23 protein-coding genes and 1 tRNA gene are annotated in these 22,802 nt (G+C 63.8%); 15 read left to right on the forward strand and 9 right to left on the reverse strand.

All coding sequences use genetic code 11. The features are described from left to right. Positions 1-181: 181 nt before the first annotated feature. Entirely contained in the window at positions 182-487 is a 306-nt protein-coding gene (locus ACIPZB_RS03285; protein ID WP_008092011.1) for a DUF6482 family protein, read from the forward strand. 85 nt (positions 488-572) lie between these two features. Then, entirely contained in the window at positions 573-1,190 is a 618-nt protein-coding gene (locus ACIPZB_RS03290; RefSeq protein WP_008092012.1) for an FKBP-type peptidyl-prolyl cis-trans isomerase, read from the forward strand. 91 nt (positions 1,191-1,281) lie between these two features. Here the strand turns inward: ACIPZB_RS03290 and ACIPZB_RS03295 are convergent, their stop codons facing one another. The 3 genes from ACIPZB_RS03295 to ACIPZB_RS03305 form a co-directional block, all read right to left on the reverse strand. Then, entirely contained in the window at positions 1,282-1,527 is a 246-nt protein-coding gene (locus ACIPZB_RS03295) for a hypothetical protein (protein WP_008092014.1), read from the reverse strand. 82 nt (positions 1,528-1,609) lie between these two features. Then, positions 1,610-1,951: a zinc ribbon domain-containing protein YjdM gene (locus ACIPZB_RS03300; protein ID WP_008092017.1), complete on the reverse strand. Its 342-nt coding sequence runs from the start codon at positions 1,949-1,951 to the stop codon at positions 1,610-1,612. 162 nt (positions 1,952-2,113) lie between these two features. Beyond that, positions 2,114-3,082 carry a polyprenyl synthetase family protein gene (locus ACIPZB_RS03305; protein ID WP_400638990.1) on the reverse strand — a complete coding sequence of 323 codons (969 nt, stop codon included), beginning with the start codon at positions 3,080-3,082 and terminating at the stop codon, positions 2,114-2,116. Positions 3,083-3,327: 245 nt separating this feature from the next. On the opposite strand from ACIPZB_RS03305, the gene rplU reads away from it, so the two are divergent. From rplU to ACIPZB_RS03330, 5 genes are all read left to right on the forward strand, one after another. Further along, complete coding sequence (gene rplU / locus ACIPZB_RS03310) at positions 3,328-3,642, forward strand: 50S ribosomal protein L21 (RefSeq protein ID WP_008092021.1); 315 nt, start codon at positions 3,328-3,330, stop codon at positions 3,640-3,642. A gap of 38 nt (positions 3,643-3,680) precedes the next feature. Further along, positions 3,681-3,938, forward strand: coding sequence for a 50S ribosomal protein L27 (gene rpmA, locus ACIPZB_RS03315; protein WP_008092023.1), 258 nt, complete (start codon positions 3,681-3,683; stop codon positions 3,936-3,938). Between the two features lie 190 nt (positions 3,939-4,128). Beyond that, positions 4,129-5,355 (forward strand): Obg family GTPase CgtA, encoded by a 1,227-nt coding sequence (gene cgtA / locus ACIPZB_RS03320; RefSeq protein WP_008092024.1) that lies wholly within the window; start codon positions 4,129-4,131, stop codon positions 5,353-5,355. An 87-nt stretch (positions 5,356-5,442) separates the two neighbouring features. Next, positions 5,443-6,561 carry a glutamate 5-kinase gene (gene proB / locus ACIPZB_RS03325; RefSeq protein WP_400638991.1) on the forward strand — a complete coding sequence of 373 codons (1,119 nt, stop codon included), beginning with the start codon at positions 5,443-5,445 and terminating at the stop codon, positions 6,559-6,561. A 17-nt stretch (positions 6,562-6,578) separates the two neighbouring features. Beyond that, positions 6,579-7,019, forward strand: coding sequence for a CreA family protein (locus ACIPZB_RS03330; protein WP_177324902.1), 441 nt, complete (start codon positions 6,579-6,581; stop codon positions 7,017-7,019). 122 nt (positions 7,020-7,141) lie between these two features. Here ACIPZB_RS03330 and mksF read toward each other — a convergent pair whose 3' ends face one another. The 3 genes from mksF to mksB are packed head-to-tail and all read right to left on the reverse strand — an operon-like array spanning position 7,142 to position 11,944. Next, complete coding sequence (gene mksF / locus ACIPZB_RS03335; protein ID WP_400638992.1) at positions 7,142-9,973, reverse strand: Mks condensin complex protein MksF; 2,832 nt, start codon at positions 9,971-9,973, stop codon at positions 7,142-7,144. Beyond that, on the reverse strand, positions 9,970-10,677 hold the full coding sequence (gene mksE / locus ACIPZB_RS03340) for an Mks condensin complex protein MksE (RefSeq protein ID WP_008092029.1): 708 nt from the start codon (positions 10,675-10,677) through the stop codon (positions 9,970-9,972). Before mksE ends, mksF begins: the two co-directional genes overlap by 4 nt. Continuing rightward, positions 10,667-11,944 (reverse strand): Mks condensin complex protein MksB, encoded by a 1,278-nt coding sequence (gene mksB, locus ACIPZB_RS03345; RefSeq protein ID WP_008092032.1) that lies wholly within the window; start codon positions 11,942-11,944, stop codon positions 10,667-10,669. The genes mksE and mksB overlap by 11 nt, the downstream gene beginning before the upstream one ends. A gap of 285 nt (positions 11,945-12,229) precedes the next feature. Here mksB and ACIPZB_RS03350 point away from each other — a divergent pair, with 285 nt between their 5' ends. From ACIPZB_RS03350 to ACIPZB_RS03360, 3 genes are all read left to right on the forward strand, one after another. Continuing rightward, complete coding sequence (locus ACIPZB_RS03350; protein ID WP_400638993.1) at positions 12,230-13,018, forward strand: energy transducer TonB; 789 nt, start codon at positions 12,230-12,232, stop codon at positions 13,016-13,018. Beyond that, a complete protein-coding gene (rimI, locus tag ACIPZB_RS03355) occupies positions 13,015-13,470 on the forward strand; it encodes a ribosomal protein S18-alanine N-acetyltransferase (RefSeq protein ID WP_008095185.1) in 456 nt (151 codons plus the stop codon). Before ACIPZB_RS03350 ends, rimI begins: the two co-directional genes overlap by 4 nt. An 83-nt stretch (positions 13,471-13,553) precedes the next feature. Then, on the forward strand, positions 13,554-14,135 hold the full coding sequence (locus ACIPZB_RS03360; protein WP_400638994.1) for a D-Ala-D-Ala carboxypeptidase family metallohydrolase: 582 nt from the start codon (positions 13,554-13,556) through the stop codon (positions 14,133-14,135). Here the strand turns inward: ACIPZB_RS03360 and ACIPZB_RS03365 are convergent. Then, complete coding sequence (locus tag ACIPZB_RS03365; protein ID WP_400638995.1) at positions 14,075-14,989, reverse strand: LysR substrate-binding domain-containing protein; 915 nt, start codon at positions 14,987-14,989, stop codon at positions 14,075-14,077. The two genes, ACIPZB_RS03360 and ACIPZB_RS03365, sit on opposite strands and share 61 nt — an antisense overlap. 227 nt (positions 14,990-15,216) lie before the next feature. On the opposite strand from ACIPZB_RS03365, the gene ACIPZB_RS03370 reads away from it, so the two are divergent. Continuing rightward, positions 15,217-15,828 carry a LysE family translocator gene (locus ACIPZB_RS03370; RefSeq protein ID WP_400638996.1) on the forward strand — a complete coding sequence of 204 codons (612 nt, stop codon included), beginning with the start codon at positions 15,217-15,219 and terminating at the stop codon, positions 15,826-15,828. Positions 15,829-15,897: 69 nt separating this feature from the next. Here ACIPZB_RS03370 and ACIPZB_RS03375 read toward each other — a convergent pair. Both ACIPZB_RS03375 and ACIPZB_RS03380 read right to left on the reverse strand, forming a co-directional pair. Then, a tRNA-Met gene (locus ACIPZB_RS03375) sits at positions 15,898-15,974 on the reverse strand. A gap of 94 nt (positions 15,975-16,068) precedes the next feature. Then, on the reverse strand, positions 16,069-17,001 hold the full coding sequence (locus tag ACIPZB_RS03380; RefSeq protein ID WP_400638997.1) for a FecR family protein: 933 nt from the start codon (positions 16,999-17,001) through the stop codon (positions 16,069-16,071). Positions 17,002-17,183: 182 nt separating this feature from the next. Here ACIPZB_RS03380 and ACIPZB_RS03385 point away from each other — a divergent pair, with 182 nt between their 5' ends. The 4 genes from ACIPZB_RS03385 to ACIPZB_RS03400 all read left to right on the forward strand — a co-directional run bounded on the left by ACIPZB_RS03385 (position 17,184) and on the right by ACIPZB_RS03400 (position 22,701). Continuing rightward, the gene (locus tag ACIPZB_RS03385) at positions 17,184-18,395 is read left to right on the forward strand and encodes an MFS transporter (protein WP_008095194.1); all 1,212 of its coding nucleotides are present in this window, start codon (positions 17,184-17,186) and stop codon (positions 18,393-18,395) included. 185 nt (positions 18,396-18,580) lie between these two features. Beyond that, complete coding sequence (locus ACIPZB_RS03390) at positions 18,581-18,724, forward strand: hypothetical protein (RefSeq protein ID WP_176512188.1); 144 nt, start codon at positions 18,581-18,583, stop codon at positions 18,722-18,724. 86 nt (positions 18,725-18,810) lie between these two features. Then, on the forward strand, positions 18,811-19,980 hold the full coding sequence (locus ACIPZB_RS03395; protein WP_008095196.1) for an MFS transporter: 1,170 nt from the start codon (positions 18,811-18,813) through the stop codon (positions 19,978-19,980). 318 nt (positions 19,981-20,298) lie between these two features. Beyond that, positions 20,299-22,701, forward strand: coding sequence for a DUF3772 domain-containing protein (locus ACIPZB_RS03400; RefSeq protein ID WP_400638998.1), 2,403 nt, complete (start codon positions 20,299-20,301; stop codon positions 22,699-22,701). Positions 22,702-22,802 lie beyond the last annotated feature (101 nt).

The raw sequence follows: 22,802 nt of genomic DNA on the forward strand, positions 1-22,802 counted from the left end.
CTCAGCTTCGCAGCAAGGATTATCAGGGCCGCTTTGCGGCCCTTTCGCGACACAAGGCCGCTCCTACAGCGATTGCCATGCTGTGGCCAACTGACGAGCGGCGTCAGTTATGCCTTGTGTAATCCCAATCCCTGTACAAAAAATGAGCACTCATGCCTGGTTCCACCAGCGAGGTGCTCCCATGAACCTGCATCAGCTCAATACCGAGGCCAGGGCTGGCCATGTCGACGAAGTCAACCTGATCGCCATCGAAGGCGGTGACTATCTGATCGAGGCCCGGGTCAAGGGCCGCGCCCACCCTCTGGCCGACACCCGTGGCGAGCGCCTGCGGGTACATTCGGTGGAGGATGCGCGCAAGTTGTTGCAGACCATCCCGATGGTCTCGATGAACCTGGTGCACTGGTCCGTGCAGGATGAAATGTGCGGTATGGGTTCCCACCCCGAAGAAGACCTCAAGGTGCCGATTTCCCAGCGTTCGGCCTGGTAGCTGCTCGCAGCTTCCCAGTGTGCTAGGCTGCTCGCCCTTTTCATCAAGGGCGCGGCTGCACTGCGCCCTGCAGTGGAGCACGACAATGTCCGAACTCAACCTGTCTACCGACGAAACCCGCGTTAGCTACGGCATCGGCCGTCAGCTGGGCGGCCAGCTGCGCGACAACCCGCCACCGGGCGTGAGCCTGGAAGCCATCCTGGCCGGCCTGACCGACGCCTTCAACGGCGCCGACAGCCGCGTCAACGAAGCCGACCTGTCGGCCAGCTTCAAGGTCATCCGTGAACTGATGCAAGCCGAAGCTGCCGCCAAGGCCGAAGCTGCTGCTGCCTCGGGCAAGGAATTCCTGGCCGAGAACGCCAAGCGCGAAGGCATCACTACCCTGGCTTCGGGCCTGCAGTTCGAAGTGCTGACCGCAGGTGACGGCGCCAAGCCGACCCGCGAAAGCAACGTGCGCACCCACTACCACGGCACCCTGATCGACGGCACCGTGTTCGACAGCTCGTACGACCGTGGCCAGCCGGCTGAATTCCCGGTGGGTGGCGTGATCGCTGGCTGGACCGAAGCACTGCAGCTGATGAATGCTGGCAGCAAATGGCGCCTGTACGTGCCGAGCGAGCTGGCTTACGGCGCCCAGGGCGTTGGTAGCATCCCGCCGCACAGCGTACTGGTGTTCGACGTCGAACTGCTCGACGTTCTGTAAGAACGCAATCGCCGGCAAGCCGGCTCCCACAAGGTATCGTGCACGCTGCGCGGTCACTGTGGGAGCCGGCTTGCCGGCGATGTGTCCTACCTCAGTTCCAGTCTGTTCCCGCAGGGCGCAACGCCCGCGCATAGCAGAACAGAAACAGATTTCGCACCAACTCCTTGAGCACCACCGGCTCGCTCGAATTCAGCCCTTCAAGGTCCAGGTCACCCTGGTCGCGCAGTTCATCCAGCGCTTCTTCTTCGAGCACGGCGCACACTTCACCGGTTTCACGGTGCAGGATGCGCAGGTAGGGGTGGGGGCGGTCCAGCCAGGCGTCGATCAGATAAGTCATGGCTATTCTCCTTGGATAGCGGTTCCAATGAGAATAATTCTTATTATCAGAATAGCAAGCGCCAATTGGCGGATTTGTGCAATCAGACCTTGCGCACGAATTCCGACTTCAGCTTCATGGCGCCGATGCCGTCGATCTTGCAGTCGATGTCGTGGTCGCCGTCGCACAGGCGGATGTTCTTGACCTTGGTGCCGACCTTGACCACCAGGGATGAACCCTTGACCTTGAGGTCCTTGATCACGGTGACGGTGTCACCGTCCTGCAGCACGTTGCCGACCGAATCCTTCTTCACCACGTCGTCGCTGGCGGCTTCGGCTTCGCCGTTGGCCGACCACTCGTGGGCGCATTCGGGGCAGATCAGTTGAGTGCCATCCTCATAGGTGTATTCGGAGTTGCATTTTGGACAGGCTGGCAGAGTGCTCACTTCGGTTCCTTAAACAGACAGGCGGTAAAGGCCCATATTGTATAAGGTTTTCTCCAGGAAGTGTTTTGTCTGCACAAAAGCATCGCGGGCAAGCCCGCTCCTACAGGGGACCATGCAGATCCTGTAGGAGCGGGCTTGCCCGCGATGAAGGCGACGCGATGTTTAGTGCGTACGCGCTACGGCAAACTCGCTCAGCTCAACCAGCGCATCCCGGTATTCGCTGGCCGGCAGCACTTCCAGGCACTCGATGGCCTTGGCCACGTAGTCGCGAGCCAGCTGCGCGGTGTAGTCCAGGGCGCCGGACGCTTCCACCGCCACACGAATCTGCTCCAGGTCTTCCAGGCCACCCTTCTGGATCGCCTGGCGAACCAGTGCCGCCTGCTCAGGCGTGCCTTCACGCATGGTGTAGATCAGCGGCAGGGTCGGCTTGCCTTCGGCCAGGTCGTCGCCGACGTTCTTGCCCAGGGTCTGCGAGTCGCCCTTGTAGTCGAGCAGGTCGTCGACCAGCTGGAAGGCCACGCCCAGGTGGTCACCGAAGGTGCGCAGGGCCTCGCGTTGCTGCTCGGTGGCCTCGGCCAGCGCGGCGGCGCTGTGGGTCGAAGCTTCGAACAGCATCGCGGTCTTGCCGCGGATGACTTCCATGTAGACGTCTTCGGTGGTGCTGGCATCGCGAACACGCGACAGCTGCAGCACTTCGCCCTCGGCGATCACACGGGTGGCCTTGGAAAGAATCTGCATGACCGGCATCGAGCCCAGCTCGACCATCATTTCGAACGAGCGCGAATAAAGGAAGTCGCCCACCAGCACGCTCGGCGCGTTGCCCCACAGCGCGTTGGCGGTGGAACGGCCACGGCGCATGCCGGACATGTCGACCACGTCGTCGTGCAGCAGGGTGGCGGTGTGCAGGAATTCGATGGTCGCGGCCAGCAGGCGCAGGTCATCGCCCTCGCGACCCAAGGCCTTGCCGCACAGCAGCACCAGCAGGGGGCGCAGGCGTTTGCCGCCGGCGGACGTGATATAGTCGCCGATCTTCGATACCAGCGGCACGCGCGAGGTCAGCTGCTTCTTGATGATCTCGTCGACGGCGCTGAAATCGTCAGCTACCGCGCGGTAGAAGGTTTGGGGTTGCATCGGCTGCTCCAGTGAGGTTGCGCGGCATGCTAGGTCGCAGGTCCCGGTGTGTCAAGGCGCGCTGCCCGTGGGCCGGGGCCGGTACTTGCAAGCAAAAGCCGGGTTGCGTACAATCGCGCACCCTAACTTCCTGGGCAGCACCTGCCTTACGCAATTGCACAGGGCCGTTCCAGCCCCATGCAGCCATGCCAGCCAATACTCATCATATAAAGCGCTGGGTGAGCAGGATTATCGGAGAAATACCCATGTCTTACGCAGTAATCGTTACCGGCGGCAAGCAGTACAAAGTCGCTGAAGGTGAATTCCTCAAGATCGAAAAACTGGAAATCGCCACTGGCGAGTCCGTGACTTTCGATCGCGTTCTGCTGGTTGCCAACGGTGAAGAAGTCACCATCGGCGCACCAGTCGTCGCTGGCGCTAAAGTTGTTGCCGAAGTCGTTTCGCAAGGCCGTCACGATAAAGTACGCATCATCAAGTTCCGTCGCCGTAAGCACCACATGAAGCGTATGGGCCACCGCCAGTGGTTCACCGAGATCAAAATCACCGGCATCCAGGCTTAATCCCCTAGATCCCCTGAATTTATTTGGAGAATTGAACCATGGCTCACAAGAAGGCTGGTGGTAGTACCCGTAACGGTCGCGACTCAGAATCGAAACGCCTTGGCGTGAAGATGTATGGCAGCCAGGTCGTCAAGGCCGGCAACATCATCGTCCGTCAGCGCGGCACCCAGTTCCACGCCGGCTACGGCGTTGGCATGGGCAAGGATCACACCCTGTTCGCCAAGATCGAAGGCGTGATCAAGTTCGAGAAGAAAGGCGAGTTCAACCGCCGTTACGTGAGCATCGTCGCCGCTTAATCGCGACGTCGCTCCAGAAGCCCCGTCATGCGACGGGGCTTTTTCGTTTGTGGTGAGCCTCTTGCAAAGCTGTTTGTATGGGCTGCCGGCGTGGGTTTCTACGGTCGTACGGGGCCGCCGCGCTCATTTTTGCAAGAGCCTCAGGTTTTTTAAGTCTTCAACTCGTCGATCGACGAGAGGCGGTTTTTGAATGAAGTTTGTTGACGAAGTATCCATTCGGGTCAAAGCCGGTGACGGCGGTAACGGTTGCATGAGCTTCCGTCGCGAGAAGTTCATCGAGAACGGTGGCCCCAACGGCGGTGACGGTGGCGACGGCGGCTCGGTGTACATGGTTGCCGACGAAAACCTCAACACCCTGGTGGACTACCGCTATACCCGTCACCACGAAGCCCAGCGCGGCTCCAACGGTGGCAGCACCGACTGCACCGGCAAGAAGGGTGAAGACCTGTTCCTGCGCGTGCCGGTCGGCACCACCGTGATCGACGCCTCGACCCAGGAAGTGATCGGCGACCTGGTCACTCCAGGTCAGAAGCTGATGGTCGCCCAAGGCGGCTGGCACGGCCTGGGCAACACCCGTTTCAAGTCCAGCACCAACCGTGCGCCGCGCCAGACCACCCCAGGCAAGCCGGGTGATCAGCGCGACCTGAAAATGGAACTGAAGGTATTGGCCGACGTTGGCCTGCTGGGCTTGCCGAACGCCGGCAAGAGCACCTTCATCCGTTCGGTCTCGGCCGCCAAGCCGAAAGTCGCCGACTACCCGTTCACCACCCTGGTACCAAACCTGGGCGTGGTCAGTGTCGACCGCTGGAAGAGCTTCGTCATCGCCGACATCCCCGGCCTGATCGAAGGCGCCTCCGACGGTGCCGGCCTGGGTATCCGCTTCCTCAAGCACCTGGCGCGTACCCGCGTGCTGCTGCACCTGGTCGACCTGGCGCCGCTGGACGGCAGCAGCCCGGCCGATGCCGCCGAAGTCATCATCAACGAGCTGACCCGCTTCAGCCCGTCGCTGACCGACCGTGAGCGCTGGCTGGTGCTGAACAAGGCCGACATGCTGATGGACGACGAGCGCGACGAGCGCGTCAAGGAAGTCGTCGAGCGCCTGCAGTGGGAAGGCCCGGTCTACGTGATCTCGGCTATCTCCAAGCAGGGCACCGAGCAGCTCAGCCACGACCTGATGCGCTACATCGAAGACCGCGCCGACCGCCTGGCCAACGACCCGGCCTACGCCGAAGAGCTGGCCGAGCTCGACCAGCGCATCGAAGACGAAGCCCGTGCACAGCTGCAGGCCCTGGACGACGCCCGCACCCTGCGCCGTACCGGCGTCAAGAGCGTGCACGACATCGGCGACGACGATGCCTGGGACGATGATTTCGAGGACGACGAAGACGGCCCGGAAATCATTTACGTGCGCGACTGATCGGTTGCAGTACACTAAACGCCGCTCTTTGGAGCGGCGTTTTTGTATCTACGGTATCTACAGATTCGACATAGGTTGGAAGACAAGATGCGAAGCAAGGTGACTGGCGCCAAGCGCTGGGTCGTGAAGATCGGTAGTGCGCTGCTCACGGCGGATGGCAAGGGCCTCGACCGTGGCGCCATGGCCGTGTGGGTCGAGCAGATGGTCGCGCTGCGTGAAGCAGGCGTGGAGTTGGTACTGGTCTCCTCCGGGGCCGTGGCTGCCGGCATGAGCCAGCTGGGCTGGACTTCGCGACCGAGCGCGATGAACGAGCTGCAGGCCGCTGCCTCGATCGGTCAGATGCGCCTGGTGCAAGCCTGGGAGTCGAGCTTCGGCGAGCACGGCAAGCACACCGCGCAGATCCTTCTGACCCACGACGACCTGTCCGACCGCAAGCGTTACCTGAACGCGCGCAGCACCCTGCGTACCCTGGTCGACCTCGAAGTGGTGCCGGTGATCAACGAAAACGACACCGTGGTCACCGACGAAATCCGCTTCGGCGACAACGACACCCTGGCCGCGCTGGTGGCCAACCTGGTCGAAGCCGACCTGCTGGTGATCCTCACCGACCGCGACGGCATGTTCGACGCCGACCCGCGCAACAACCCCGAAGCGCAGCTCATCTACGAAGCCCGTGCCGACGACCCATCGCTCGATGCCGTGGCCGGTGGTACCGGTGGCGCCCTGGGCCGTGGCGGCATGCAGACCAAGCTGCGCGCCGCGCGCCTGGCGGCCCGTTCCGGTGCCCACACCATCATCATCGGTGGCCGTATCGAGCGCGTGCTCGACCGTCTCAAGGCCGGCGAACGCCTGGGCACGCTGCTGTCGCCCGAGCGCGGCATGCTGGCGGCGCGCAAGCAATGGCTGGCGGGCCACCTGCAGACCCGCGGCACCCTGGTGCTCGACACCGGTGCCGTGCAGGCGCTGCGTGAGGCCAACAAGAGCCTGCTGCCGGTCGGCGTGAAGGCCGTACAGGGCAGCTTCCGCCGTGGCGAGATGGTGGTCTGTGTCGGTCCGGATGGTCTCGAAGTGGCCCGTGGCCTGGCCAACTACAGTGCGCTGGAAGCACAGAAGATCATTGGTCAGCCGTCCGATGCCATCGAGTCCCTGCTGGGTTACAGCGCAGAGCCGGAGCTTGTGCACCGCGACAACCTGGTGCTGGTATGAGCGTGCTCAAGCGGGCGATGGCCGTGTTGGCGCTGGCGTTGCCGATGGTTGCCGGGGCCGAGGAAATTGGCCAGGTGTCCACCGTGTTCAAGTTCGTCGGGCCGAATGATCGCATCGTCGTCGAGGCTTTCGATGACCCGAAGGTTCAGGGCGTGACTTGTTACCTGTCGCGGGCCAAGACGGGGGGTGTGAAAGGCGGCCTGGGGCTGGCGGAGGACCGGGCGGAGGCGTCGATTGCTTGCCGTCAGGTTGGGCCGATCAGCTTTAGCGGGGAGTTGAAGGACGGCGAGGAAGTGTTCAAGGAGCGCACTTCGCTGGTGTTCAAGACCATGCAGGTGGTGCGCTTCCTGGACAAGAAGCGCAATACGCTGGTGTACCTGGTGTATAGCGACCGCATGATCGAGGGCAGCCCGCAGAATGCGGTGACGGCGATACCGATCCTGCCTTGGGCGCACTGAGGCCCTAGGGAGGCCTTTGGTCTCCTTTCGCGACACAAGGCCGCTCCTACAGGGTTACGCATTCCCCTGTAGGAGCGGCCTTGTGTCGCGAAAGGGCCGCAAAGCGGCCCCAATACCCCGAATCAGACCAATTCCTCAGCCTCATCCTCGCGCACGACCGCCTTCACCTCATCCAGCCGACTGATGAACTTCCAGTCCGCCTCGTCGATGTAGATGCCATTCGGCCCGCTACCCCCTTCCAGATCGATCGCCACATGCGCCGACACTTGCGGCTTCACGCTCGCCAGAATCGGCACGAAGCCCAGCTGCAGGCTGGTCTCCAGCAGCGCCGCCTGGTTGCGTTCGTCGATGTCCGCCGCCTCGTCGAGGTAGTACGGCAAGCGAATGCGTCCGGCCAGGTCGCGGTCCATCAGGTGCAGCAACAGGTACATGTTGGTCAGCGCCTTGATGGTCATGGTGGTGCCGTTGGAGGCAGCGCCATCGATGTCGGCGTGGATCACTGGCTGGCTGTTGATCTTGGTGATCTCGAACGCCAGTTCGAACAGGTCTTTGAGCCCCAGCTGGTTGTGGTTGGCCGCCACCAGCCGTGCCAGGTATTCCTTGGCCTCTTCGTTCTTGTGGTCCTGATCGGCACTTTGCGTCAGGTCGAACACCGACAGGGTCTCGCCTTCCTCGTATTGGCCGGCGCTGTGGATGATCTGGTCGATGTGCTTGAGCGCTTCCTTGTTCGGCGCCAGCACCACGCGGAAGCTCTCCAGGTTGGACACCTGGCGCTTGTTGATCTCGCGGTTGAACAGGGCCAGCTGGTGCTCGAGGCTGTCGTAGTCGCTGCGGATGTTGCGCAGGGTACGGGCGATGTCGGTGACTGCGGCGCGGCGTGCCTTGGCCAGGGTCAGGGCCTCGTCGGTACGGTGCGCATAGGCGTTCACCAGCAGCTGCAGGCGGCGCTCCATGTCGTCTTCGCTGTCGAACTTGGCCACGCCCTTGAGGCGCACCTGGGCGTACAGGGCTTCGATCTGGTTGTCGACGCGCTGCAGGCCCTGCCAGCTGTCCTGGTAGTCGTTGAGCAGCGGCAGCAGGTTGTCCATGGAGTCGTCGACCGCTTCCATGAACGGCGTGCCGTACGGCAGGTCGGCCGGCAGCAGCTGGCGACGACGCAGGGCATCTTCCAGGGTGCGCTGCTTGGACTCCAAATCGCCGATCTGGCGGCCGACCAGCTGCAGCTTGGCCGACAGTTGCTGGACGCGCTCGGTGAACGCATCGCTGGAGCGCTTGAGCTCGTCCTGGGCAGCTTCCAGCTGCGCCAGTTGCTCCAGCTTCTCGGGCTCTTCGGCAGCCAGGGTTTCGCTACGGCGGTAGTCTTCCAGCGCCTTCTGGGCATCCAGTACCTGTTGGTACAGGGCTTCGGTCTGCGCCTTGGAGGCGGTGCGGTCGGCGGCCACCGATTGCTGGGTCTTGAGCTGCTTGAGCTCGCGATCCAGGCGGTCTTTCTGGTCGCGCAGCGCGGCGCGGTCGGCCAGGGCCTGCAGGGCCGGTGGGTCGATGTGCGAGATATCGATGGAAATGCCAGGTGCTTCGAAGCGCTCGCCCTTGAAGCCTTCGAGCACCGCTTCCAGGGATTTCACCCACAGGTCGCTGTCATCCAGCTCGATGCCGCGGTCGCCCAGCGGCAGGCTGAACAGCGCACCGTTGAACAGGCGCATCAGGCGGTCGACGTCCTGCTGCGAGAACTCTTCGCGCAGGCGTGCGTAGCTGTTGTTGTCGGCGTGGTCGAGCTGCTGCTTGACCTGCCTCAGGCGTTTTTCCAGGTCGCGCACGCGCTCGTCGAGGTCTTCGGCGGAGAACTGGCGCGACTGGGCCAGGGCGCCGGCCAGTTCGTCGTGGGCGTCCTTGGCCGCCAGCAGCTGCTGCTCCAGGACCTTGACGTCATCGACCAGGGCGAAGCGGTGCTTGAGCACCGACAGCTCGCCCAGCCAGCGCTGGATGCCGGTGATTTCACGCTCCAGGCGCATCAGCTCCTGGGTGCCGCCACGCTGGTCGTTCTGCAGGCGGTCCTGCTCGCCGCGGTAGTGCTCGGCCTGGATGACCAGCTCTTCCTTGCGCGCCATGGCGTATTCCTGCCAGGTGCCCAGCAGGTTGTCGAGCAGTGGCGAAAGACGGTGCAGCTTGCCGCGCAGGATGTCGCGCTGGGCCACGCCGCCGGCCAGGGCCTCGACCAAGGGTCCAGCGGCGACCAGGGCGTTGTAGTCCTGCTCCATGCGGCGCACGTCGCGGAAGGCTTCTTCGCAGGCGGCGATGTAGTCGACGCTGCCCGAGCGCAGGCTGTGCTCGAAGGCATCGAGGAACAACTGCTTGAGCTTGGCGGCGGTGATCTCGCGCATGTGCAGCAGGTTGATGAACAGTGCGCGGAAGGTTTTCAGGCTTTGCTCGCTGGTCGAGCGCAGCGGGATCATGGTCAGGTCCAGCGGCACCGAAGTATGGCCACCGACCAGCAGCCGGCGCAGTTCGTCGGGCTTGAGCTCATAGGCTTTCAGGCCCAGGCGCTCGAGGTTGGTGAACAGCTCCTTCTGGCGCAGGCAGGTGTCGTTCTTCTGATAATGGGCCAGGTCCAGCTCGCCTTTGTAGGCGAAGAACTGGTGGCCGAAACCGCCACCTGGGCCACGGCCGACCACGCCGATCACGTGCGGGCCGTGGGGCAGGTTCAGTTCGCAGAGGATGTACGAGGTGTCGCTGGCGAAGTAGAAACGACGCGACTGCTCCAGGCTGTACTTGCCGAAGCTCATGTCGGACATGCGCGCCAGGATCGGGAACTGCAGGGCGTTGATCGACGCCGATTTACCCAGGTTGTTGGCGCCGTAGACCGACAGCGGGTGCTCCAGGGGGAACAGGCCAAGGCTGTAGCCGGCGGTGTTGAGCAGCGCGAAGCGGCGGATGCCGTAGCGTTCCTGGCTCATGCATCAATCTCCTGTTGCTCTTCGCGGATGGCCCGGGCCAGGGCCTCTTCTTCGCTTTCCTCGGCCTCGAACGGGGTCAGGTCGAGCGGGTCGTCGGTGCGCGCCAGTGCTTCGGCGCTCTCTTCCTCGACCAGTACCGGGGTCGGCAGCGGCAGGTCGCTGTGCAGGCTGGCGGCCAGGTCGCGGTCCTGCTGCACCGACAGGCACACGTCGAGGAAGCGGTGCATCGGCGGCAGGAAGCGGTAGATGCCGCCTTCTTCATGGGCGAAGCCGAGCTGGGTCATGCGGCGCATGATCTTTTCTTCCAGCTCGTCGACGGTCTGCACTTCGGCCTGAAGGAACAGGTCGCGGTACTTGTCCAGCAGCGAGGGCAGTTCGTCGCGGCCGATGCTGCCACCGTCGAGCACGGCCATCGGGTCGCGGCCCTGGTCGGCCAGGTGCTCGACCAGGATGAAGGTGAACAGCGACAGGCGCTGGGCAGTCTTGTTGACCTGCGCGGCAGCCTGCTCGGGAACGAAGTAGTAGAAACCGCGGGTATCGCAGACCAGCTCGAAGCCCAGGGCCTTGAACAGCGTGCGGTACTGGTCCTGGAAGTTCGACAGCTGGGCGTACATTTCCGGGTCGCGGCGGCTGACGTGGAAACCTTTGAACAGCTCGCGGAAGATCGGCGCGAGCTGGGACAGTTCGGAAAGATCAAGATGCATGGGCTGGGCTCGCGTTGGTTTCAGGTTGCGCTTCGCGGCCGGACGACAGGGCGAACGAGCGCAGGCTGACCAGGTGTTCTTGGGTGGTGTACTCACGCCGTTCCAGGCGCTCGCGCTTGAAGCGCTTCTCTCGCGACAGGCGCGAGAACCAGTACAGCAGTTCGTCGGTGGCGCCTTCGGGTTCCTGCTCCAGCAGCCAGACCATCAGGTCGGGCAGCGGCAGGGCGCCTTCGCAGCGTTCGAGCATTTCCTTGACAGTGCGTGGCGCGCGCGGCAGCGGGCCGCTCTGGGTCTTGTGGGCCTTGGGGAACTTGGCCGGTTTCGGCTCGAAGCGGGCCAGGGCGTAGACATACGCCTCGACCTGGCTGGCGCTGCCGAGGAAGGTGCTCTGCGGGCGGGTGAACAGCGGCATGGCGGCCTGGGGCACAGCGTCGATGCCCTTGCGCCGGATCACCGACAGGGCCAGCGCGGCACCCCGGGTCACGGCGTTGTGCCGGCGCGCTTCTTCGCGCAGCGGCAGCAGCAGCTCACGGGCATGGCGCAGGGTCAGCTGGGCGCTGGTCTGCATCTCCAGGATCCGCGCGTGGGTGCGCAGCAGCATGTCGTCGTCGACCAGGTGGCCCAGGCGTGCCTGTTCGCCCAGCAGTTTCAACAGTACCGTCTCGACCTTGCGCACGCCCTGTTCGAAGGCGCCGTCGGCGTTGACCAGCTGGATCATCGGCTCGACGTACTCGTCCCAGGTCGCGAGCACCTCGGCATAACGCTGGCGCAGCGGAATCTGCCGGTTGCTGGTCTTGGCCCGTTCGGCCACGGCGACCAGTGCCTGCTCATCGTTGTCGAGCTTCTTCAGGACATCCCGCACGCGCATGTCGAGCAGACGCAACTGGCGCGCCAGGTCGTCGCTGTCGCGGTTGTCGAAGGCGTCCTGGATGTGCCCGGCAAGGCGCTCCAGGTGGCGCAGGTAAGCCTCGATTTCCAGGCACAGGCCCAGACGGTGCTCGCGGCGCAGGTAGGCGAGGAAATCGTGGATCTGGGCGTTGAGCTCGAAACGGTTCGGGCTCTTGGCCACTGGCACCAGGATATCCAGGCGGATCCATACGTCGAGCAGCTGGGTGATGTCCTGCGGCGTGCTTTCCACCTGCTGGCGACCCACTTGCTGGCGCAGTTCGACCAGGCTCAGGGTGCCCTGGTCGAAGCGCTCGCACAGCGGCTCGATCAGTGCCCAGTGTTCGGCTAGGGCGCGCAGGACGCGCTTGGGTTCGATCATTGGCGTCTACTCGTTGCCAAGTAAAAAGGGGGCGATTGTACTGCATCCCGGGGGGAGGATTTCACCCCTTGGTCTGTAATGAGGGATAACCCTGGTTTATCTGGGGGATTCTCCGGCCTCATCGCCGGCAAGCCGCCTCCCACAGGTGCAGTGGGGGCCCTGTGGGAGCCGGCTTGCCGGCGATGAGGTCAGTGGAGACAACAACTTTCTGCCGACCAGTTGCGGCGCTCAAAGGCCAACAGCGTTAGAATGCCCGATTGATTTAGCCCCCCGGATACCCGTGCCTTGCTGACCGAGTCCCGCCGCCGCGCCTACCTTTCCGCCATGCAAGTGGTGCATTGGCTGCCGCGCGCCGAACTGCCGTTCGCCGCACCGTCGCGCCCCGAGCTGCTGTTGCCGCAGGTTCCGGTCGAGGAAGCCGAATTCGAGGTCAGGCCCTTCGCACCGGCTGCCAACGAGGCACCGGCCGCACCCCAGGCCCGCTCCGGCGAACGCCCGAAAATCGAAATCCCGCGCCCAGGCAGCACGCCCAAGCCTGTTGCCAAGCCGGTCGAGGCTGAGCAAGAGGCCCCCGCGCCACGACCAGCACCGGTGCCGCCCCCACGCTTCTCGTTGCAGCTGCTGCGTGCCGGCAGTTGCCTGTTGCTGGTGGAGCTGGCCACCGCACAGCCGTTCCAGAGCCGCGACCCGTCCTACCTGCTGCTCAAGGACATGCTGCGCGCCGCTGGCTTGCCCGATGCGCCGCAGATCATCGGCGAGCCGGTGCGCTGGCCGCTGCTGGTGCGCGGCAACATGGACCAGGGCCCCGGCGCCGCGCGTGATTTCGTCCAGGGCTTTATCCAGGCGCGCCTGGAAGAAGCACCCTGCACCTGCCTGTGGCTGATCGGCCTGCCGGCCCTGCGCTTCGCCGCCGGTGTCGAGGACCAAGCCTATTACCAAGTACTGAAGCTCGACGGCCTGGGCGACGCCTGGGCCTTACCGGGCCTTGAACTGTTGATGGACGAGCCGCAGCGCAAGGCGGACGTCTGGAAAGCGATGCGCCAGCTGATGGCGCGCTGGAAGAGCGTTGAATGAGTGAATCGATCAGTTTCCGCCCGATGACCGAGGCGGATCTGGATGCCGTGCTTAAGATCGAATATGCCGCGTTCAGCCATCCCTGGACCCGCGGCATCTTCCAGGATGCGCTCAAGTCCTACGAAGTGTGGCTGATGTTCGATGGCCAGCAGCAGGTTGGGCATGGCGTGATCAATGTGATCATCGACGAGGCGCACTTGCTCAATATCACCGTCAAGCCCGAGAACCAGGGATGTGGCCTGGGACTGCGCTTGCTCGAACACCTGATGGCGCGGGCCTATCAGCTCAATGGGCGGGAGTGCTTCCTGGAAGTGCGGGCCAGTAACCAATCGGCGTATCGGTTGTATGAGCGCTATGGTTTCAATGAGATCGGGCGGCGGCGTGACTACTATCCTGTTGCAGGTGGGCGCGAGGATGCGCTGGTGATGGCGTGTACGTTGCTCGAAGACTGACCTTGGGTTGACTGCGCGGGCCCTATCGCCGGCAAGCCGGCTCCCACAGGGGTCGCGTGAAAGGCCATGGAGCGGGGGCAGGGATGGAGCGGGCAAGAGGATGGCTGATAGCAGTGGCGTTGCTCACGGGGGCGGCCCAGGCCGATGAGCGGGACCTGTGGATGTTCGCCCAATGGGCCGGGGACCATCAGACCCGGCCTTTTCGCGAGATGCTGGTAGACGCCCGCCTGTATGGTGTGGTGCCGATTCACCAACTGCTGCGCTCGGCGTCCGACTGGAAGCTGTGCCGGGCCTCGCCATTCGCCGTGCCGCCTTCCGCCAACTGGCCTGCGGTACGGTCCACGCTGGCGCTGATCAAGACCCTCGACACGCAAGGCATCCTGCGCCAGTTCGAAGTGGTGTCGGCCTACCGCGACCCAAGCCTCAACCGCTGCGCCGGCGGTGCCGTGGCCAGCGCCCACACCCGAGCCTTTGCGGTCGATATCCTGCTGCCGGGCTGGGCCGACCCCAATCCGTTGTGCCGCTTCTGGCAGCAATACGGACAGACCTGGAACATGGGCCTGGGGCGCTACCCGAGCGGGCGCATCCATATCGATACGGCGGGCTATCGAACCTGGGGGGGTGATGGCAGTTCCGGGTCGTCGTTCTGCAGCAAGCCCAGCTGAGCGAGGCAGGTCTGGCTTTCGCTCATCACCCACTCGGCGAAGCGTTGGCGCTTGCCGCCGTCGCTGAGGGGCTGCGGACTCAGTAGGTGGTACGCAGAACCGTCACGCAGGAAGTCGAACGGTGCCTGCAACTGGCCGCTGTCGAGTTCGTCGCACACCATCAGTGCCGAGGCGATGGCCAGGCCCAGGCCAGCGCTGGCGGCCTGGAGCGACAGGTAGAAATGCTCATAGTCGCTGCGCTCGCTGTGCCGCGCGTGCTGGCCGCTCAGGCGCAGCCACGCGGGCCATGCGCTTGGTCGCGTATTGCTGTGTAGCAGGCGCTGGCCATCGAGCGATGTACGGGAATCGCTACCCACCGGGCCGATCCATTCATCACAGATCTTCAGGCTGTGCAGTGCCGGCGGCCAGTGGAAGTCATCGCGCCTTAGTGCCAGGTCGACCCCACTGCGCGCAAAATCCACGGGCCCACCAGCGGCCACCAGGTGCAGCTGCAGGTCCGGGTGGGCGGCATGGAAGCGCGGCAGGCGTGGGATCAGCCAGCGCATGGCGATGGTCGGCTCGCAGGACAGTACCAGTACGTTGTCGCGTTCCTGCTGCTGCAGGCGCTGCACGGCGCCTTCGAGCTGTTCGAAGATCGCCTGGGTGGTGCCGTGCAGGGCGCGGCCGGCGGCGGTGAGGTAGATGGCGCGGTTGCGTCTTTCGAACAGTTCGATGCCCAGGCTTTCCTCCAGTTGGCGCACCTGGCGACTGACGGCGCCGTGGGTGACATGCAGGCGCTCGGCGGCGCGCACGAAGCTTTCGGTTTCGGCGGCGATGTCGAAGTAGCGCAAGGCGGTGAGTGGGGGCAGTTTCATGGGGTCCTGTTTCGTCAGTGCTGGCCTCATCGCCGGCAAGCCGGCTCCCACAAGGCTCGGTGGTGTACCTGTGGGAGCTGGCTTGCCAGCGATAGGGCCAGCACCAACAACGCATTTCTGTGAGAAAACCTAGCGAATCTGCCTCACTATAAATCGATTTTCCCTCGAATGAGCCCCCTCGATAATGAACGCCTCTGTGCATTTTCATCGCCTATCGAGGATCCCCCGTGACCGAACTGCTCGCCGTTGCCCTGTTCACCATCCTGGCCGTCATCAGCCCCGGCGCCGATTTCGCCATGGTCACCCGCAGCAGTTATGCACAGGGCCGCAAGGCCGGCCTGGCGGCTGCGGTGGGGATTGCCCTGGGCGTGCAGGTGCATGTGCTGTACACGGTGCTGGGCATTGCGCTGATCATCAGCCAGAGCCCAGCGCTGTTCCTGGGCATGAAGGTGCTCGGGGCCGGCTACCTGATCTACCTGGGTTACCAATCACTGACCAACTCGGCCCGCATCAACCTGGAGGGCCAGCCTTCAGGTTCGAGCTTGCTGGCCGTGTTGCGCACGGGCTTCCTGACCAACGCCCTCAACCCCAAGACCATGCTCTTCGTGATCAGCGCCTACACCCAGGTGGTGCAGCCGGGCAGCCCGCTGGCGCTGGATTTTGCCTACGGTGCATTCATGTCGTTCGCCCACTGGGCCTGGTTCAGTCTGGTAGCCGTGTTCTTTTCGAGTGCGGGGCTGCGCAAGGCGATGATCGAGCGACAGCAGGTAGTCGACCGCGTGATCGGTGTGGCGCTGATCGGGCTGGGTCTGGCTGTGGTGGTGGCGGGCGTGCGCTGAGGGGAGGGCGCTGAACTTTTCTGCAGGCAAAAGAAAAGGGCTTACCTTGCGGTAAGCCCTTTTCAAGTTTGGTGGCTACACAGGGACTTGAACCCCGGACCCCAGCATTATGAATGCTATGCTCTAACCAACTGAGCTATGTAGCCAATGGCGCGCATTATTCCCTTGTGATGCCCCTGTGTCAACACTCATTTCAAAAAAAATTTGCACGCTTTCAAAAACTTAGCCGCCAAGCGCGGTTTAGCGCACGATCAGCCACTGGCCGAGGACGTCGTATAGCTGCAGTTGCTGCCCGGCAGCCAGCGTCTGGAGGGTTTCGCCGGGGCGGTCGAGGTTGAAATCGCCGCTCACGCGCCGATAAGCGGTTTGTTCGTCCATCATCCACACACGCCGCCCCTGGTAACTGGCCAAGCGCTCGATGACCTGGCCCAAGGGCATGTCGCTGGCGCGCAGTAGGCCCATGCGCCAGGCGTGCGCTGCTTTTACATCGGCCTTGTGCACCGGATCGATCCGCGCCTCGTTGAACGTCACGCGTTCACCGGCCGCCACCAGGCGCTGGTCAGCGCCCTGAACGATCATCGCTTTACCGTTGAACACCACCAGTTCGTCATGCCCGGCATGGCGTGCCACCATCAGCCGTGTGCCGAACACCTGGATGCGCGTATCGTCTACCTGCACCTCCAGGGCGCGGCCATCGAGCTTCACCTCCAGGTACACCTGGCCCTGCACCAGCTGCAGCACTCGGGTACGCGCACGCAGGTCGACATTCATCGCGCTGGCGCTGTCCAGGTGCAAGGTCGAGCCGTCGGCCAGGCGCACGCTGCGGCGTTCGCCGGCGTCGGTATACAGTTCGCTGCCCAGGCGCTGCATGAGCGGCCAGTAAAGATAGGCCAGCGCACCCAACAGCAGCAGGAACAGCAAGGCCAGACCCAGCCCGTGGCGGCTGCGTTTTACATCGGTCTCCCGAGGTCGTGGCCGCGCGGGGGGCGGTTGCAGTTGCTGCCAGCAGGCTTCGAGCGTGGCATAGGCGTGGGCATTGCGCGGGTCCTGGCACCAGCGGCCGAACGCCTGACGTTCGCGTTCATCGCAGCCAGGTTGGCGCAGGCGTGAAAACCATTCCAGAGCTTCCTGCTGGGGATCGGCCTGAATCTGCGTGACGGGCATCGGGCTCATCGGTCGGTGTGCTCGCATAAGGGCGGTTTCGCCCAACGATTACGGGGGAAAGTGGTGCAAAGATGCTAATTGTATTGAGAACCATTTACAAGTACGCGACGAGCGAGGGACAAAAAAGGTAGCTATGTATCTATTTGTTTCCTGATAATCGGATCCCAAACCTGCGGACGGAACTCAAGCTCATGGCCATCAGCAGCACCTCCACCGCCAGCACCGGTTCGGCGAGCCAAGCCAACCCGCTGGTGATGCGCATCATCACCTTCTGCGCCCTGGCGCACCTGATCAACGACCTTATCCAGTCGGTGCTGCCGGCGATCTACCCGATGCTCAAGGCCAACTACAACCTGAGCTTTGCCCAGATTGGCCTGATCACCCTGACCTTCCAGATCACTGCTTCGCTGTTGCAGCCCTGGGTCGGCTTTTTCACCGACCGTCGGCCGGCGCCGAATCTGCTGCCGCTCGGCACCCTGTGTACCCTGGTGGGCATCGTCATGCTGGCCTTCGTCGGCAGCTTCCCGATGATCCTGCTGGCTTCGGCACTGGTGGGCATTGGTTCGTCGACCTTCCACCCGGAGACTTCGCGCATTGCACGTCTGGCCTCGGGTGGGCGCTTTGGTCTGGCGCAGTCGACCTTCCAGGTCGGTGGCAACGCAGGTTCCGCGTTCGGCCCCTTGCTGGCGGCCGCCATCGTCATCCCGTTCGGCCAGACCCACGTGGCCTGGTTCGGCGTTGCCGGGCTGCTGTTCTTCGCCGTCACCCTGATGCTGCGCCGCTGGTACAAGGAGCACCTCAACCAGGCCAAGGCGCGCAAGGCCGTGCAGGCCACCCATGGCATTTCGCGCCAACGGGTGATCGCGGCGTTGATCGTGCTGGGTCTGCTGGTGTTCTCCAAGTACTTCTACATGGCCAGCTTCACCAGCTACTTCACCTTCTACCTGATCGAGAAGTTCGACCTGTCGGTGGCCAGCTCGCAGTTGCACCTGTTCCTGTTCCTTGGCGCGGTGGCCGCAGGCACGTTCTTCGGTGGGCCCATCGGTGACCGCATCGGGCGCAAGGCGGTGATCTGGTTCTCGATCCTTGGCGTGGCGCCGTTCACCCTGGCATTGCCCTATGCCGACCTGTTCTGGACCACCGTGCTCAGCGTGGTGATCGGCTTCATCCTGGCGTCGGCGTTTTCGGCGATCGTGGTGTATGCGCAGGAGCTGGTGCCGGGTAGCGTGGGGATGATTGCCGGGATCTTCTTTGGGCTGATGTTTGGCTTTGGCGGGATTGGTGCGGCGTTGCTGGGTTACCTGGCGGACTTGCGGGGGATCGAATACGTGTATGGGCTGTGTTCGTTCCTGCCGTTGTTCGGGTTGTTGGCGGTGTTCCTGCCTAATACCAGCAAGCGTTGAGACCGTTGGGGCTGCTTTGCAGCCCAATCGCCGGCAAGCCGGCTCCCACAGGAAAGAACAGTGGGGTACCTGTGGGAGCCGGCTTGCCGGCGATTGGGCCGCACAGCGGCCCCCAGCAATTGACGACTCAACCCGGCTGGCCTAGAGTGCCGCCTCTTTTTCCACAGCTGCGTAGTCTCAAAGCAATGCGCCGTACCCAGAGCCTCCCCCACGCCCGCCAGCCTGCCCTCCAGGCGATGCGTCGCGCGTGGCCGAGCGACACGGTGCTCAAGCGTCGACGCAGCGTGCTGTTCGCCTTCACCTTCTCGCCACACCTTGCCCTGAACTGACCCCGCGCCTCTGCGTCGTCCGCCCTTGCGGCGTGCGCGTGGGCGCCTGTATCTGCGCGTCTTTTCAGTTTTGCTTGGAGTGGTACATGAACATGCGTTTGCTGGTGGGCCTTCTGTTCGCCGTTTCGGTCGTCGGCTTCAGTTTGGGAGCCAGCCTGCCACTGGTGTCGTTGCGCTTGCATGAAGCCGGCGCCGGGACCCTGGAAATCGGCATCATCTCGGCCATTCCCGCCGCAGGCATGATGCTTTCGGCCTTCATGGTCGACGCCTGCTGCCGCCTGCTGACCCGGCGCACCATCTACCTGCTGTGCTTCAGTCTGTGCACCGTGAGCATCGCGTTGCTCGAATCGGCGTTCGATTCTCTCTGGCTGCTGGCCGTGCTGCGCCTGGGCCTGGGCATCGGCATGGGCATCGCCATCATTCTCGGCGAGTCCTGGGTCAACGAACTGTGCCCGGACCATAACCGCGGCAAGATCATGGCGCTGTATGCGACCAGTTTCACCGGCTTCCAGGTGCTCGGCCCGGCGCTGTTGGCGCTGCTCGGTGCCAACAGCCCGTGGATCACCGGTGTGGTGACGGTCTGCTATGGCCTGGCCTTGCTGTGCATCCTGCTCACCGTGCCCAACGACCATGTCGAACATGGCGAGGAAGGCGAGAAGAGCTTTGGCCTGGCCGGTTTCTTCCGGGTCGCGCCGGCGCTGTGCGTGGCGGTGCTGTTCTTCTCGTTCTTCGATGCGGTGGTGCTGTCGCTGCTGCCGGTGTATGCCACCAGCCATGGGATTGCCGTTGGCGTGGCGGCGTTGATGGTAACGGTGGTGTTCGCCGGTGACATGGTCTTCCAGATGCCGTTGGGCTGGCTGGCCGACCGCGTCGAGCGGACGGGGCTGCACCTGGTGTGCGGGCTGGTGGCGATGGCAATCGGTATCGCCTTGCCATGGCTGCTGCACATGAACTGGCTGCTGTGGCCTCTGTTGGTCGTGCTTGGCGCGGTGGCGGGGGGGATCTATACCTTGGCGCTGGTGTTGATCGGGCAACGCTTCAAAGGCCAGGACCTGGTCACGGCCAATGCCAGCGTCGGCTTGCTGTGGGGCGTCGGCAGTCTAGTCGGGCCGTTGGTCAGCGGGGCAGCGATGGATGTGGCGCCGCACGGGTTGCCGATGGCGCTGGCGATCATGGCCGGGCTGTTCGTGTGTTTTGCCCGGCAGTCGTATCGACGGGTGGGCAAGCTGCGGGCGGTGGCGGACCTGGGGGAGTGATGTGGGCAGTGCTGGCCTTATCGCCGGCAAGCCGGCTCCCACAGGATCACCACAGATTTCAAGAGCGGTGGGGTACCTGTGGGAGCCGGCTTGCCGGCGATAGGGCCAATACGGCCAGTAGCGATCAGAAGGTCCCCGGCGTACCGTGAATTCTGTGCAGGGGCGGGGCTGCAGCGCCATTCTATTCTAGGCTTCATCCGATCACTTTCTTCTGCCTCGAGGTAATGGCCTTAGATTGTTGCGAGAAACGGCACTCTTCTGATTGCCACAAGCCGCGTAGAATCCACGGCCAGATTTAAGTGTAAAGAGGAATACCCGATGAGGCGTTGCAGCCTTTCCCGTTTTTACCTTGGGATGTTGGCCCTGATGCTGGCATTGGCCACCCCGGCCTGGTCGGCACCCGCCACGCCGGTGTCCAGCCTGGCCGCCGCCGAACTGCCAGCGCTGGATGAGGACGCCAGCCTCGCGCAGTTGAGCGATCGGCTGGACCAGATTCGTCAAGGCGTGACCAGCAGTGCCAACGACGACGTGCTGTCGCAGTTGCGCCTGGCTGCCATGCAGGTCCAGCGTCAGGCCGAGGCCCTGAGCGTCTTGCGCGCGGCCGATGTGCAGAAACTGGACGACAAGCTCAAGGTCATCGGCCCCCTGCAACCGGACGAAGCCCAGAGCCTGACCTTGCAGCGCAGTGAGCTCGAAGCCGCGAAGAAGTCGGTGCTCGGCGAACAGGAACAGGCCACCAAGCTGACGCAGTCGGCCCGCGACCTGTCCACGCAGATCGTCAACCTGCGCCGCAGCCAGTTCAACTCGCAGGTCACCAGTCGCGCGGCCAGCCCACTGACGCCGGCCTTCTGGAAGTCGCTGATCCGTCCCACCGACGAAGACGTGGTGCGCCTGCGCGACCTGCGTGGCGAGGCCGCCGATGCCGTGGCCAGTGCCTTCAGTGCCGGGCAACGCTGGTTCTTCCTTACCAGCCTGGTGGCGGCGATCCTGGTCTGGACGCTGGTACGCCGGGTGCTCGAACGTCTGCTCGCCGACGCCATGGTCCGCTGGCTGCCGGAAGGTCGCCTGCGCCGAAGCGCACTGGCCTTGAGCGTGAGCCTGGCCACCTTGGGGACCATCGCCGGCTCGGTTTCGTTGCTGCGTTGGGGCCTGGAAAGCAGCTCGGAACTGGGCTCCGATATCGCCAGCCTGACCAACCATTTCCTCGCCCTGGTGGTGTTCAGCGCCTTCATTTCCGGGCTGGGTCGCGCCATGTTGATGCTGCAGCGCCCGTCCTGGCGCCTGCCACCGATCGATGACGAAGTGGCTAACGCCCTGGGTTGGTTCCCCAAGCTGCTAGCCCTGTCGCTGATGGTGATGTTGACCATGGAGCGCATCAACAGCACGATCGGCACCAGCCTGGCGCTGACCGTGGCGACCAACGGCCTGACTGCGCTGGTGGTGGTGGTGATCTTCTCGGCGGCACTGGTGTGTTACCGCCGCACCCGGCGCAAGCATGGGCTGGAGCGCCCAAGCGGCCTGGCCGGGTTGATTCCGTTCGTGGTCGTGGTGTGGGTCGCGCTGATCACGCTGGCGCTGTTGGCTGGCTACCTGACCCTGGCCTATTTCCTTGCGGCCAAGCTGTTGTGGATCGCCGTGGTAGCCACCTGCGCCTACCTGTTGACCACCTTCCTCGGCGACCTTTGCGAAACCTTGCTGTCGCCCCGCCAACCCGGTGGCCTGGCGCTCGCCTCGACGCTGGGACTGGCGCCACGCCACCAGGCGCAGGCCAGCACCATACTGAGCGGTATCGCCCGCACCACGCTGCTGCTGCTCGCCGTGTTGCTGGCGCTGATGCCGTCGGGCACCAGCCCGAGCGAGCTGTTGCTGAGCCTGGGCGACTGGGACGGCACGGGTGGCAAGCTGCTGGGCAACTTGAACATCGTCCCCCGGGACATCCTGCTCGCCGTGGTGATCTTCTTCGGTGGCCTGTTCGCCATTCGCGTACTCAAGCGCTGGCTGAGCGAACGCCTGCTGCCGGAAACCGACATGGACGCCGGCATGCGTGCCTCGCTGGTGACCCTGGTGGGCTACCTGGGCTTCCTGTTCCTGGCCATGCTGGTGATGTCGACCTTGCACATCAACCTCACCAGCCTGACCTGGGTGGTCAGTGCGCTGTCGGTCGGTATCGGTTTCGGCTTGCAGCAGATCGTGCAGAACTTCATTTCCGGCCTGATCCTGCTCACCGAGCGCCCGGTCAAGGTGGGTGACTGGGTGAGCCTGGCCGGGGTCGAGGGTGACATTCGCCGCATCAACGTGCGCGCCACCGAGATCCAGATGTCCGACCGCTCCACGGTGATCGTGCCCAACTCGCAGTTCATCTCGCAGAACGTGCGCAACGTGACCATGGGCAACGCCCTGGGCGTGGTGGGCATTACCCTGACCTTGCCACTGGAGACCGATGCCAGCCGGGTACGTGAGGTATTGCTCAAGGCCTTCAAGGAACACGAGGCGGTGCTCGATGCGCCGGCGACGTCGGTGACCTTCAAGGACCTGACCACCAGCGGCATGGTGATCGGGGTCAGTGGTTATGTGGCGGGGCCGCGGCAGGTGTCGGGGGCGCGCAGCGACTTGCTGTTCACCATCCTCGGCCAGTTGCGCGACGAGGGCATTTCCCTGTCTTCGCCGCAGAGCATGGTGCTGGTGCAGGAAGGGGCGCGCCCGGCTGACGAGCCGGCGTGACCCCAATCGCCGGCAAGCCGGCTCCCACAGGTATCCCACCGTTCTTGAGCGCTGTGATTACCCTGTGGGAGCCGGCGATTGGGCCGCAAAGCGGCCCCCAG

The organism is Pseudomonas sp. NPDC089396 (assembly GCF_044749545.1).
Classification (GTDB): domain Bacteria; phylum Pseudomonadota; class Gammaproteobacteria; order Pseudomonadales; family Pseudomonadaceae; genus Aquipseudomonas.